The sequence below is a fragment of the Symmachiella dynata genome, from assembly GCF_007747995.1.
GTDB classification, from domain to species: domain Bacteria; phylum Planctomycetota; class Planctomycetia; order Planctomycetales; family Planctomycetaceae; genus Symmachiella; species Symmachiella dynata.
The window spans coordinates 3,396,893-3,409,202 of the sequence record NZ_CP036276.1 but is presented as its reverse complement, the minus strand read 5'-3'; the positions used below and the strand labels follow the sequence as shown (position 1 = coordinate 3,409,202).

14 protein-coding genes are annotated in these 12,310 nt (G+C 52.7%); 8 read left to right on the top strand and 6 right to left on the bottom strand.

Annotation, left to right across the window (positions count from 1 at the left end; translation table 11 throughout):
• Positions 1-32: 32 nt before the first annotated feature.
• Complete coding sequence (locus tag Mal52_RS13160; protein WP_145376670.1) at positions 33-1,571, bottom strand: glycoside hydrolase family protein; 1,539 nt, start codon at positions 1,569-1,571, stop codon at positions 33-35.
• Between the two features lie 113 nt (positions 1,572-1,684).
• Positions 1,685-2,386, bottom strand: coding sequence for a FadR/GntR family transcriptional regulator (locus Mal52_RS13155; protein WP_145376669.1), 702 nt, complete (start codon positions 2,384-2,386; stop codon positions 1,685-1,687).
• A 106-nt stretch (positions 2,387-2,492) separates the two neighbouring features.
• Between Mal52_RS13155 and Mal52_RS13150 the strand changes: the two genes are divergently transcribed.
• Complete coding sequence (locus tag Mal52_RS13150) at positions 2,493-3,236, top strand: RraA family protein (protein WP_145376668.1); 744 nt, start codon at positions 2,493-2,495, stop codon at positions 3,234-3,236.
• Positions 3,237-3,399: 163 nt separating this feature from the next.
• On the top strand, positions 3,400-4,656 hold the full coding sequence (locus tag Mal52_RS13145) for an RNA polymerase sigma factor (protein ID WP_145376667.1): 1,257 nt from the start codon (positions 3,400-3,402) through the stop codon (positions 4,654-4,656).
• A 94-nt stretch (positions 4,657-4,750) separates the two neighbouring features.
• Here the strand turns inward: Mal52_RS13145 and Mal52_RS13140 are convergent, their stop codons facing one another.
• Positions 4,751-5,323 carry a DUF4256 domain-containing protein gene (locus tag Mal52_RS13140; RefSeq protein ID WP_145376666.1) on the bottom strand — a complete coding sequence of 191 codons (573 nt, stop codon included), beginning with the start codon at positions 5,321-5,323 and terminating at the stop codon, positions 4,751-4,753.
• A 909-nt stretch (positions 5,324-6,232) separates the two neighbouring features.
• Here Mal52_RS13140 and Mal52_RS13135 point away from each other — a divergent pair.
• From Mal52_RS13135 to Mal52_RS13110, 6 genes are all read left to right on the top strand, one after another.
• Complete coding sequence (locus tag Mal52_RS13135) at positions 6,233-7,129, top strand: YciI family protein (protein ID WP_145376665.1); 897 nt, start codon at positions 6,233-6,235, stop codon at positions 7,127-7,129.
• A gap of 136 nt (positions 7,130-7,265) precedes the next feature.
• Entirely contained in the window at positions 7,266-8,111 is an 846-nt protein-coding gene (locus tag Mal52_RS13130; RefSeq protein ID WP_145376664.1) for a YciI family protein, read from the top strand.
• 154 nt (positions 8,112-8,265) lie between these two features.
• Positions 8,266-8,757, top strand: a complete 492-nt coding sequence (locus Mal52_RS13125) for a VOC family protein (RefSeq protein ID WP_231962650.1) — start codon at positions 8,266-8,268, stop codon at positions 8,755-8,757.
• Positions 8,754-9,161, top strand: a complete 408-nt coding sequence (locus Mal52_RS13120; RefSeq protein WP_145376663.1) for a DoxX family protein — start codon at positions 8,754-8,756, stop codon at positions 9,159-9,161. The genes Mal52_RS13125 and Mal52_RS13120 overlap by 4 nt, the downstream gene beginning before the upstream one ends.
• An 18-nt stretch (positions 9,162-9,179) precedes the next feature.
• The gene (locus tag Mal52_RS13115; RefSeq protein WP_197534875.1) at positions 9,180-9,509 is read left to right on the top strand and encodes a helix-hairpin-helix domain-containing protein; all 330 of its coding nucleotides are present in this window, start codon (positions 9,180-9,182) and stop codon (positions 9,507-9,509) included.
• Position 9,510: 1 nt separating this feature from the next.
• Entirely contained in the window at positions 9,511-9,867 is a 357-nt protein-coding gene (locus Mal52_RS13110; protein ID WP_145376662.1) for a YciI family protein, read from the top strand.
• A gap of 102 nt (positions 9,868-9,969) precedes the next feature.
• Here the strand turns inward: Mal52_RS13110 and Mal52_RS13105 are convergent, their stop codons facing one another.
• The 3 genes from Mal52_RS13105 to Mal52_RS13095 form a co-directional block, all read right to left on the bottom strand.
• Positions 9,970-10,647, bottom strand: a complete 678-nt coding sequence (locus tag Mal52_RS13105) for a haloacid dehalogenase type II (protein ID WP_197534874.1) — start codon at positions 10,645-10,647, stop codon at positions 9,970-9,972.
• Positions 10,648-10,853: 206 nt separating this feature from the next.
• Entirely contained in the window at positions 10,854-11,597 is a 744-nt protein-coding gene (locus Mal52_RS13100) for an SDR family oxidoreductase (RefSeq protein WP_145376660.1), read from the bottom strand.
• A gap of 77 nt (positions 11,598-11,674) precedes the next feature.
• A complete protein-coding gene (locus Mal52_RS13095) occupies positions 11,675-12,241 on the bottom strand; it encodes a carboxymuconolactone decarboxylase family protein (RefSeq protein WP_145376659.1) in 567 nt (188 codons plus the stop codon).
• Positions 12,242-12,310: the final 69 nt, after the last annotated feature.

Below are 12,310 nucleotides of genomic sequence, written 5' to 3'. Positions count from 1 at the left end.
AAACGTGCGATTTTGTTCAGCGGTCACACCTGCTATTCAGACAGATATACCGCATAGACGTGAGCCGGGCTGCCGACGGGGTAGCGAACTCGCAAAGCTCGTTTCGGGTTGGCAATGACATCCTGCGACCACGGTACGGGAACCTGGAGTCCACTGGTAGTCATCTGTGCCGAGTATCCTGGTATTGGTTGAGCGCGGTGATCCAATAATTCAACCGTTAAGGGCGCATCTGCCGTGACTCCGGAGATGTTCAGATAAACTTTCCCGTTTTGGGCCACTTCGAAAAAGTCGGTAATGAACTCAGCATCATTGTCACTTTCCTGAGGCGACAGATACCCGAAGCCATCGCGGCGCAGCGTCGCCAATCCGATTTCCATATTCTTGACTTTGCCATCGGTATCCCAGTGGGAATACCAGATCATCGTATTCTCACCGTCATTCACGAAAGCATGTCCCTGCAACAGGGCTTTGTCATCCCATGCGCCCGTTTCGCCGCGAGCGATGACTTTAAAGTTGGGGACCGGTTCACGGAAATGCACGCCGTCGTTGCTGACGACCAGTCCCAGATCGATGCGGACACCTTTATTCCAGTGTTCACCCTTTTCGGGTTTTGTGACGGCGTTCTGCCACATTCCGTGTAGACCGACCATAACGTTACCGCGATTCCACAGTCCCATCCCCATATGCATCTGTTCGCCGTCGACCGGCGGATTTGTAAGCTGCCCTGGACGCGAGTACGCATGAGCAGACGCGGGAGACCAAGTCTTGAAATCCGCTGACCGGAAAGCCAGCACATTGCGACCTGTTCTTGAACCGTCCGGACGCCATGTCCACGGCGACAGAAGTTGGCCGGTCGAATAGTAGAAATCTCCGAAGCGATAGAGCGACGAAACTTCAAACCGTTCCCCGCCCGCATTGGCGGGACGATCTCCGACAACGGTCCAGCTCAAACCATCAGCACTGGTCGCGCAGATGGTTGAACAAATGCGTTTTTCCTTGACGCCAATTTGACTCATGCCGCCTTTAATTTCGTCGTAGGGCATGTGAGCGATGTAGGCGACTTTGTATCGGCGACTGGGGTCGGGATCCTCTGCGTCGTAAAGAACGGAGAGAAAGTCATTGACCAAGGTCATCGAGTGGACTGGCCCGTCGATACGGCAGATGTTGTTCTTTTTGTTCCCGTTGAATTTCACTAACCCCAACTCAGGCTTCGTCCAGTGCACGCCATCTTTGCTCTCGGCGTAACACATCGGTCGCCAATACCCGGGAGCTTGGCCTTTCTCAATTTTGGTTTGCATCATGCCGAGATACCACATGCGAAAGGTATCACCCTCTTTGAATACAGTGCCATAGAGTATCGCATGCCCGTGATCCGGTGCTCCCTGGGGTCCGCGGCGTAGAATCGGATTATCCGGATGCTTGTCCGCCTCAACCAACGTGACTTTCAGGTTATGGCGCCACGGAATGCTGTGATCATCAAACGCAAACAGAACGCGGTCTTCGGCGTTGCATTGTGGTACTCGAGAGGTGAATACCAAAGCCAGAATGACAAGGATGATTCGGAGCTTCATGATAACTTTTCTTCCGGGGATAAATTGCGAGTCGGCCGAAACGCCCATGATTAACAAAATGCGGATATAGGTTTGGTAAGATCTTGGAGCAACGTTTTGGTCATGATCGCGAATCAGCTAGCTTCGTTTGGTTTCTGACATTTCAACCAGTCTCGCGCTTGCAGGTGCAACATTGCGCGCGCCTGATTGGCATCGCGGTCACGGACCGCAGCGGCAAGTTCTTGATGCTCCCAGATCACGCGCCTCGCCGTGGCTTTGTCGGCGACGACATCGCGACTTGAGGCAAAAAATCGAACTAAAACACGCTGCATCCCGGCCACCAGTGTCGAACCGGTCATCTCGAGCAAAACGGAATGAAAGGCGATGTCGATCTCCGGAACCTGTTGTCTCTTCCCATTGCGAATCGCCTCCTCCATCTCCACTGCGAGTTCGCTGAGTCGCTGCACCTGCTCATCCGTCCCATTACGCACCGCCGGTTCGACGGCTCCCATTTCCAACACATAGCGCAACATCGCTAGCTCGGAAATGTCCTGTTGCGAATCGATCAGTGACGGCAAACCGAGTTCAAGCAATCGCAATGGATCAGGGCGTCGCACGACCAGCCCTTTACTCTTGCGTCCCTCCAACAACCCAATCGCAGCCAATCGGCCCACAGCCTCGCGAGCCACGGTGCGGGAGACGCCGTACTCCTCAGCTAGCTCCGATTCCGTCATGAACAACTCACCATCGGCGAGTCCAGACGACTGAATGCGCTCGCGGAGACGGTCTGCCAGGTCAACAGACTGTGTTTCCTGAATTCTGACGTTTGTCGACATTGATGCCATTTAACTATGGGTAATGAGTCTGATTGACTTTGAATTGCCACTTAAATAGTATTTAGTGGATTAAGCGACGTCAATCAAATCTACTGGAAATTTCACGATGAACTCAGTCACGGGATCGCCTCAACCACCAAATCTCGCTGAACTGGCGAGTTTTGACACACCCACGATTTGCAACGCAATTGAGCTGTTTGATGTTCGCTCGCCGACGGTCGGTTATATGGACCGCCGCATTGCTGCTTGTTTTCCTGACCTGCCCCCGATGGTCGGTTATGCAGTAACGGCGACGTTTCGCTCAGCGGAACCGGCTCGACGGCGAGAAGGCGATCCCAATCCTGCCTTCCAACTACTCGAAATCCTGACGGACCATTCAGAGCCAAGCATCGTAGTGTTTCAGGATCTCGACGATCCCTCTGCAGGCGCGACGTTCGGGGACGGCATGTGTCTGACGTATAAAACTTTCGGAGCTGTGGGTCTCATCACATCCGGGGCAGCTCGTGATCTGGACAACGTGCGCGCACTCGATTTTCCGTGCTTCAGTCATGGCGCGGTGTGCGGTCACGGCCATTGTCACATCGAATCAGTCGACGTACCCGTTCACATCGGAGGCGTGACGATCCACCCCGGCGATTTACTACATGGTGATCGCAACGGGGTGACAACCATTCCACTCGAAGTCGCTCATCTCGTGCCCTTTGCGTGCTCCGAGTACCTCAAGCATGAAGCACTGGTGCTCGACCCGCTGCGTGGGGGTAATATGGATATCTCCGACCACCGACAGGCGATCGCTGAGATGAGCCAGTCTCTTGATCAGCTCAAAGCCGAGTTATTGAGCATGCGTTAGTGCACGAAGCTCGTAGTAGCGCTTGTTTTCGATGAGACGCCATCTTGCTACGGCCAACTTGCGCCGTTACGTTCGGACGACGGATCATTTCGTCCGCTGTGAGGATTCGGTAAGATGCTGTGGAGTTGGATTTTCGGAAACGTGCGTTCTAACCGGTCTCCTCATGTCCCAGGATCATCCCCCAAACGAAGCGGATCAATTCGGCGAGATTTATCGTCGTGTGTCTCGGCGCGTTTTTGCAACTCTTGTTCGATTGATTCGTGACTTCGACTTGGCCGAAGAGATGCTGCACGAGGCATTTACGATTGCACTGCAGCAGTGGCCAATTGATGGAGTTCCAGCAAACCCCTATTCTTGGCTGGTTAGCACGGCTCGTCATAAAGCGATTGACACCATTCGTCGACGGAGTCGATTCACTGCAGCACAACCGGAACTGCTGGCCCGCCTGCAAGCCGTGAAAGAGGACAATCAGGCATTGGCTCAGTCGGACATTGAGGACGATCGCCTGCGTTTAATTTTCACCTGCTGCCATCCGGCAATCGATCCGAAAGTCCAAGTTACGCTCACGCTTCGCGAAGTCTGCGGCCTGACGACCGAAGAGATTGCAGCGGCGTTTCTTGTCTCACCGCCTACAATGGCACAGCGGATCGTGCGGGGTAAAGCAAAGATTCGCGACGCGGGCATTCCTTACGCCGTTCCCTCACTCCCCGACCTGCCGGAACGACTCGATTCCGTATTGGCTGTGATCTACCTCGTTTTTAATGAGGGATACTCTGCCTCCGCGGGTGACACGGTGGCGCGGAGGGATCTCTCCGCAGAGGCGATTCGTCTGGCGCGGTTGCTGCTTGAATTACTGCCGGATGCGGAGGCAATGGGACTGCTGGCGTTGATGCTGTTGCACGAATCGCGATGCTCGGCACGCACGACTCCCGAAGGTGACATCGTGTTGCTTGAAGATCAGGACCGGAGTCGTTGGGATCGTGAACTCATCGACGAGGGAAAACGACTCGTTGAGCGGGCAATGGCAACCCGGCGAATTGGTTCCTACACGATCCAAGCAGCGATTTCAGCGGTACACTCAGACGCTACGACTGCAAAGGCAACGGATTGGTCGCAGATTGTCGCTTTGTACGACATCTTAGTTCGCGCGGAACCCTCGCCAGTGGTCGAATTGAATCGCGCCGTCGCAGTCGCGATGCGCGATGGCCCTGAAGCGGGACTGCAGTTGATTGATGCGATTCTTCAGCGTGGCGAACTGACGGACTACTACCTTGCGCATTCGGCTCGGGGGGAACTACTGCGACGACTGCAAAGGCATGCCGCCGCACGCGCCGCGTTTGAGCAATCCATGGCCTTGACGCGGCAGGAGCCGGAACGACGCTTCCTCAGCCGCAAAATCAAGGAACTCAAGAGCACCTAGCAATCGTTTTTGGCGGCGAGATGCTCGAGCCAGACCTCCAGGAGACACTGGTAAAGCTGTTGGTCATGCAGGGCGGGGGAGGGTGTCCGAGACTCTAAATCCTTAACGAACCACGGAATGCTCTCACGGCATAGTAAGACTGCGCTCCGTTGTGATAGACGAAGACGCGGCCGAAGCGGCGATCACCAAAAATTGCTCCGCCGAGTTCCCGCACTTCATGCGGCGTTTGTAGCCAGCTCGATGTTTTTAAATCGAACTCCCCAAGTTGCTGCAATTCTTGATACTGCTGCTCTGTTAACACCTCAATCCCCATGGCAGTTGCCATATCGATCGCATTGTTTTTCGGTTGATGTTGTTTCCTCGACTCTTGTCCTTCGCGATCGTAGCAGACGCTTCTGCGGCCTTGGGGACTTTCCGCCGAACAATCATAAAAGATATATTCGCCTGTCTGTTTATCGTGACCAACCACATCGGGTTCGCCGCCCGTGCTCTCCATCTCATGGAGCGACCACAGCTTTGGGGGATGAGCTTCCAGCCTGTCTTGAACCTTCACCCACTTGATCCCCGGATGCCGGGTTGCGTTCCCCTCAAAGCGAGCCTGCAGGGCTTCATACAACGCGTCACGCTGTTTTGCTGACAGTTTCTTCTTTTTAGCGGGCGTCTTCATACTTCGTTCCTGCCTGCTCTCTGTTGATTCGAACCGACGGCCGCTATTGCGTCGCAGGGTCCGACAGTAAAACTATTGCCTATTTTCCATTTGTCGGTTCGATTTTACGTCTGTCATGTTTTCTTGACAGCAACCTACGGTACAAATCACAAAAAACAAGTACTCCATAGGAAGTTATGCATGCCGACAAATACATCTGAAAAAACCAGATTGTAAACTGTACTGACCCGTCGGTTGGCCTTGGCCTGTCCGGTCTAATACTTTCCCACATCAAAGAAAACAATAAGATTCCGAACGGATAAGCTCCAATCCAAAAAGCTAAATGTCGGTACCAAACTTGGCTGCAGCAGATCGTGACGACCGCCCAACATGAAATCGGAACGGCGGTAGACAAGCTGAAAACGATGTCTACTTCAATACCGTTGAAAGTGTTCTCCCAAACCCTGAAAACAATTGGAACGGTTATTGAAGCTAATAATAGTGCAGCCACCGAAGGCATCCAGGTATTCTTAATATGCGTGTTAATGATTACCTCCCCTTCCGTCACTCTACGACATACACAGAATGTATGTTCAATTCGAACAGAGAATCGTCCAGCTCAACATCGCCCACAAAATCCTCAACCACCAAAATCAAAGAGTTCATCACGAGACTTTTTATTGCCTTATTGAAAACAGTCCTTGAAACGCTGCCATCAACAAATCCAGGTGTGTCCTGAACAGGGGAAAATCCTGTCTGCCCTACGTTGATTAGAACCGACGGCCGCTTTTGCGTCGCGGAGTCCGACAATATTTTTGAATAATATTCATTTGCTGTCGATCTGCCCCATTTCCATTCGACTAATTAGTAGCAAGCCGAAGCCAACACGGCTATGGCGCAGGAAAAATGCATCAATAATAGGGGGAACTGATGAAATTTGTTTGCTTGGGATTCTATGACGCGAATCAACACGCCGAACTTTCCGAAGCGGAAGGCCAGCGGATGATGGAGGCCTGCCTTGACTACGACGACGAGTTGCGGCGTGGTGGGCATTTTATTGGTGGCGAGGCGCTGCAGTCCGCTGAGAATGCTGTGACGCTGCGAATTAAGAACGGTGCGGTTGATGTGACAGATGGGCCGTATGCCGAAACCAAGGAGATGCTGGGGGGGATTCTGCTACTCGAAGCGCGCGATTTGACTCATGCCATTGCGCTGATGTCTCAGCATCCCGGCGTAAAGGTCGGTCCGTTCGAGATTCGTCCAGCTGATGCTGAGGTCAATGCCCTCATTGCGGCTCGCGGAGCAAATATTGCGAAAGATCTAAGTGGAGGCCTTAACGACACTGCAATTGACCTGATGCTGGGCGTATTCCGCGACCATTTGAAATGGCTCGAAGATACGGTTGCAGATATTCCTGACGAGCGACTCGCGGAGCAACCCGGTGGAGTCGTCAATCATCCGGCATGGACGCTCAGCCACCTAAACGCCTCGCTCGGCTTTCTCCTAAGCCTTCTCGATGAAACTGAGGGAGATTCTGCGGAAGAGGAAAACAAGAAATATGGCTATGGCTCGATTCCTGTCACCGATCGCTCCCACTACGCTTCCCAATCCGAACTTCTGGCAACATTGAAACAGCGGCATGAGCTGGTCGATTCTGCTGTACGGGCGAAGCATCGGGAATATTTCTCACGCCCGACCCCGGAGATGCTGCAGGAGTTCGCACCCACCATCGGACGTATCGCCATCTATCTGCTGGCGTCGCATGAGTCGTATCATCTTGGCCAACTCATGCAGTGGCGGCGTGCAGCGGGTTTCAAAAAAGGATGACATTTTCTGAACCAAGTTGTCGATTGGCGAACTGCTGATTCGACTATTATGAGTTGCGAAGCCGCCTAGACTTGGTGAAATTCGCTCTCTTGAACGATTGTAAAGACGATTAACCGCGAAAGCAGGAGTCAACAACATGAAGGTCATGGTCATCGTAAAAGCCACGAAAAGTTCGGAAGCGGGGGAATTGCCTAGTGCGGAATTGCTGCAAGCGATGGGGCAATTCAATGAGGAACTTGTCAAAGCAGGAATCATGCAGACAGGCGATGGATTGAAGCCGAGCTCCGAGGGCAAGCGCGTCACGTTTCGTGGTCAGAGTCGAACCGTGACCGATGGTCCGTTTGCAGAAACCAAGGAATTGATCGCCGGTTATTGGCTCTGGCAGGTCGACTCGATGGAACAGGCTGTGGAATGGGTCAAGAAATGCCCGAACCCCATGCAGGAAGAATCGGACATCGAGATCCGGCCGCTGTTCGAGATGGAAGACTTCGCCGAAAATGATCCCGAGGGAAAGGTTGCGGCTCACGAAGAAGGTCTGCGACAAACAATCGCGATGCAATCCAGCATCGTTCAGCCCTATCTGTTCTTTTCCGGCCGCTGCGAAGAAGCACTCGAATTTTATAAAAAATCGCTCGGCGCGACCGTTACCATGCTGATGCGATTCCATGAAAGCCCCGATCCCGTCCCTGAAGACATGCTTCAGCCGGGATTTGAGAACAAGGTCATGCATGCTTCATTCCACATCGGAAAAATGATGCTGATGGCCTCAGACGGGTGCGGCGACGGGACAAATTTTGAGGGCTTTCGCCTCGCATTGTCCGTGTCAACGGAAGAGGAATGCAATCGCGCATTCGCAGCCCTCGCCGAGGGGGGAACCGTGGACATGCCGCTCGAAAAAACCTTCTGGTCACCACGATACGGCATTGTGACGGACAAATTCGGCGTCGGCTGGATGGTGATGGTGCCCGGCGAACCGAATTGAATTGAGTTCACAGAAATAACCGGGTGCGGTCCTTGCCCACAACCACAATTGCCAAACCATAAAAAAGACCTGAAACAGTACATTCCACGGCATGTTTTCGTGCGTTTGGCTTTTTTCGTGGTCAATTCCAATCCTAGCGACAGGTGCAACAACAATGACGACAATACAAACCATCACTCCCTGCTTTTGGTTTGACGGCAATGCCGAAGAAGCGGTGCAGTTTTACGTGTCGATTTTCGATGATTCCAGAATCCACCACAAGATGGTAAATCATGACGCTTGGCCGGGCGGCAAGGCGGGCGATGTCGTTGTCATCGAATTTGAAATAGCCGGTCAGCGGTATCAGGCTCTCAACGGCGGCCCGAACGAACCGTTCAACGACCGTGTCTCTTTGTCGGTGTGTTGCAAGGACCAATCGGAAGTGGATCGCTACTGGGATGCACTCATCGTGGATGGTGGAAAACCGGTGATGTGCGGATGGCTCAACGACAAATATGGGATGCGTTGGCAGATCGTGCCTGAAGAGTTCTTCGAGCTGGTCAATGACACTGACACTGAAAAGTCCCGTCGCGTGATGCAGGCAATGCAGCAGATGGTGAAACTTGATGTGGCGAAACTAAAGCAAGCCTACGAGGGAAAATCATGAATGGGTCAAAGAAACTGCGAATAACGGGATGGGTGTTGAGTCTTCTCATTTCCCTGTTTTTGATATTCGCCAGTGCATCGGGCAAGTTTACGGAGTGGGAAGGCAAAGCAGAGATGTTTGCCAAGATGGGATGGAGCGAAGAGGTAATGGTCAAGATCGGCATTGTCGAAGTTGCCATCGCTGTGCTGTTTTTGATACCACGGACTGCATTCGTCGCGGCGATTCTGCTTGCAGCCTACTTGGGCGGCGCGACAGCAACGCACGTCCGCGCAGGTGAAGCATTCTTCTTCCCAATCATCATCGGTGTGGTTGCCTGGATCGCACTGGGTTTGCGCCAACCGGACGTATTCCGCCTCGCATTTGGTAGTAACACAAGTTACGACGCTGATCGAGGTCATAATTGATTGTAAGGGAAGACAGGTATGAGCAAGCGCAAACACTCAACCAAAGTAAGTGACTGTCCAATTACCAGTCATCCAAAAGTAAGACTTGCCAGTGATGCAGAGACTGACGCGATTAAGCAAAACTTCCCGAAGGGAATCGCACGCCCTGCGCTTCGAGCCTTGTTGTCTGCCGGGTTGACTTCCCTTGATCAATTGACATCCATTTCGCTGGAGGAGTTGTCGGCTTTACATGGCATGGGGCCCAAAGCAGTCAAGTCACTACAAGCTGGGCTTTTGTCCCTGGGACTCGACTTTCGCACGTCGAATACGACGAATACGACGGATACTAACCACAAAGAAAGCAAATAACATGAAATATATGCTACTGATTTACGGAGCTGAAGATTGCTGGACCGAAGAGGAACGCAAGGAGTGCATGATTGAGTCGATGGGCATTAGTAATGAGCTTGAGGCGCAAGGCAAATTGATCTCATCAAATCCCCTGCATTCTGTCACCACGGCAACCAGCGTTCAGGTTCGTGAGGGCAAACGTCAGGTCACGGACGGTCCGTTTGCGGAAACCACCGAGCAACTCGGTGGCTATTATCTGATCGATGTCGAGGATCTCGACGAAGCCATTGCCATCGCAGCACGCCTTCCGCCCGCAAAGAAAGGGACCGTGGAAATTCGCCCCTTATTTCCGTTGCCTGTCCTTTCGGAAGGATGAGCATTGCCCCTCGTGGGAAAAGCAGCGTGTCGGAATGAACTAAAGAGAAATGGAGCTACCGCTGCTCTCTCCTCTCGGCGACTTCGGTTCGGCTCCGAGCGGTCACTGTTTTTTCAGGACTCGCACAAGCTCCTTGAGGTCACTTACTACGTAATCTGGTTTTGGCACGTTTGGATAGAGTGTCTTTCCCGGGCGTTTTACAAAAGCTGTCTGTAGTCCCACATTTTTGGCACCGGCCAAATCCCAGGCGTGGGCGGCGACCATCAGGACTTCCTCGGGTTGGACGTCGAGGTCGTTGAGGACCATGCGGTAAGTGTCGGGGTGTGGCTTGAATTTCTTGATGCTCTGGATGCTATAGCGTTTCTCGAACAAATCGATGAGCCCCGCGTTCTTAAACTGAGTTTCCACTCCCACGGCTGAGGAATTGGTCAAACTAACCAGTCGATACCCGTTCTCTTTGAGTGCTTTGAGCCCTTCGACGACATCGGGATGGGGAGGCAGCGATCGCAGTGGTGTTACGATCGCTGCTTTTGCCTCTTCGTATTCAAGATCAATCCCCTGCGTCTTGGCGACCATCATCAATGCCGCCGTACCGATTTCTCCAAAGCTGTGGTAGTTGTCACTCAGTGTTTCCACCAGCGAATAGTGGAGCATCGTCGAGAACCACAGCGGCAATAACTCTTCCCGCCCGTTCAACGCCTTCCCCACAGACTTCTTCAAGGGAGCAAGATCAAGCAAGGTCTCATTCACGTCACAGACTATGATTTTGGGTCGCGACATGGGCTTCTCCGATGGACGTTTAGGGCTGGTCTCTTGCGCAGTGACGATGTTCCCACTGAGCCCCAGAAGGAAAACGGTCAATGAGAATGCTATGAATTTTCGCGTCATGTCGTGATTTCTGGTTTGAGCAATTGAAGTCGTTTGGACGACGGGGGTTCTTCATCGAGCAATTCAAACACTTGCGAGACCGACTCCGGTCGATCACGTCAGTTTTCTTGCATGTCCGCTTCAACAACGTTCTCGGCAAAACTTTGATAAGCTGCGCCCACTTGTTCGGCCATCGGGTCGGGCCAGACATGGAAGTGACCTTCGGCAATCGCATCGAAGGTTGCCGTGGCAACCAAGGATGGCGAAGCAGCCATGTCGCCAAAGCCTGCTTCTTGTCCCATGTCGGTTTGAATCGGTCCGGGATGCACGCTGACGACAAGCGTACCTTGCTCCCGCAGCGAGTCTCGTAAGCCTTGCGTGATGGAATAACTTGCTGCCTTCGATGCGCAATACGTGGCCATGTTCGAGAACGTTTTGACCGATGCGACACTGTTGAGCTGCACGAATGCCCCGCCGCCATTTGATTTCAATACTGGAGAAAATGCTTGAGCAACGCGCATCAAACCGTAGACATTCGTATTGATTTCATACTGAAGAGCTTCGATCGCCCCCGCATCGATGGCCGATTTCTGCTTGAGTACTCCCGCGTTGTTCACAACGACGTCCACATCGGCGGCAGTCTGAGCGGCGGCGGTGATTGAATCCGCATCCTCTAGATCAACACGAATGGGTACGACTTTGTCACCATGTTCCGCAACGAGCGATTCGGCCGATTCGATTTGACGCACAGCGGCATAGACTTTTTTAGCTCCCCGGTTCAGGGCTTCTTCCAGAATCGATTTTCCGATTCCACGATTGGCGCCGGTGACCAGAACGGTTTTGTTTTTCACGTCGAATGCCATTTGTCTAGACCTTTAAGGATGTAATAGTAAGACGAAGTTGTAATCTGCTGGAGAAGCTGTCGGAATAACAATCGTTTCTAGGCTGGATGCGGCTCCGCACTCCACTCGTTTTTAGCGAACATCTTGTCAAGCGGTGTCTCAGCAACATGATTGGTGTAGTTCGACAACACTTTGTAGGCCGTACCCACGATCACGTCAAAGACAGTTTGCTTGGTGTATCCGGCCGCCAGAAACGCTTCGATGTCGCCGACATCCAACAAGCCGCGTTTGACATTAACTTTCTCCGCGAAGACGCGCAGGGCTTCTAGTTTCGGATCAGCGATCGGTGTGCCGTCACGCAGGGCGGTAATCACATCCTCGGCCACCTTCGCACCTTGCATGATGGATGTGTGAGCTGCCATGCAATATGTGCACCCGTTCAAACGGTTGTTGGTCATGGCAATGATCTGTTGCTCGGTCGCGGTTAGGTTTGTCTGCTTGTCAAAAATGTTGGAGACCGTCTTATACGCTTCCAGCAGCGCTGGCGATTCCGCCATGACGGCGTGCAGGTTGGGCACCGTGCCATAGGCCTTCTTGCTGCTTTCCAACATCGACTTGCTTTTTTCCGGGGCATCTTCAATCGTGTGAACTGCAAAATCTGTCATCGTGAGACTTTCTGTTAGCTGTGACCAACCGGTCTATTGGTGTTGAGAAAAACGAAGGGCAACATTTTT

Excerpts from the sequence above, each read along its gene's own strand:
- Mal52_RS13110 (WP_145376662.1), top strand. The coding sequence starts at position 9,511 with ATGAAATATATGCTACTGATTTACGGAGCTGAAGATTGCTGGACCGAA.
- Mal52_RS13115 (WP_197534875.1), top strand. The coding sequence starts at position 9,180 with ATGAGCAAGCGCAAACACTCAACCAAAGTAAGTGACTGTCCAATTACC.
- Mal52_RS13095 (WP_145376659.1), bottom strand. The coding sequence starts at position 12,241 with ATGACAGATTTTGCAGTTCACACGATTGAAGATGCCCCGGAAAAAAGC.
- Mal52_RS13135 (WP_145376665.1), top strand. The coding sequence starts at position 6,233 with ATGAAATTTGTTTGCTTGGGATTCTATGACGCGAATCAACACGCCGAA.
- Mal52_RS13155 (WP_145376669.1), bottom strand. The coding sequence starts at position 2,386 with ATGTCGACAAACGTCAGAATTCAGGAAACACAGTCTGTTGACCTGGCA.
- Mal52_RS13160 (WP_145376670.1), bottom strand. The coding sequence starts at position 1,571 with ATGAAGCTCCGAATCATCCTTGTCATTCTGGCTTTGGTATTCACCTCT.
- Mal52_RS13140 (WP_145376666.1), bottom strand. The coding sequence starts at position 5,323 with ATGAAGACGCCCGCTAAAAAGAAGAAACTGTCAGCAAAACAGCGTGAC.
- Mal52_RS13105 (WP_197534874.1), bottom strand. The coding sequence starts at position 10,647 with ATGTCGCGACCCAAAATCATAGTCTGTGACGTGAATGAGACCTTGCTT.
- Mal52_RS13120 (WP_145376663.1), top strand. The coding sequence starts at position 8,754 with ATGAATGGGTCAAAGAAACTGCGAATAACGGGATGGGTGTTGAGTCTT.
- Mal52_RS13125 (WP_231962650.1), top strand. The coding sequence starts at position 8,266 with ATGACGACAATACAAACCATCACTCCCTGCTTTTGGTTTGACGGCAAT.
- Mal52_RS13130 (WP_145376664.1), top strand. The coding sequence starts at position 7,266 with ATGAAGGTCATGGTCATCGTAAAAGCCACGAAAAGTTCGGAAGCGGGG.
- Mal52_RS13100 (WP_145376660.1), bottom strand. The coding sequence starts at position 11,597 with ATGGCATTCGACGTGAAAAACAAAACCGTTCTGGTCACCGGCGCCAAT.
- Mal52_RS13145 (WP_145376667.1), top strand. The coding sequence starts at position 3,400 with ATGTCCCAGGATCATCCCCCAAACGAAGCGGATCAATTCGGCGAGATT.
- Mal52_RS13150 (WP_145376668.1), top strand. The coding sequence starts at position 2,493 with ATGAACTCAGTCACGGGATCGCCTCAACCACCAAATCTCGCTGAACTG.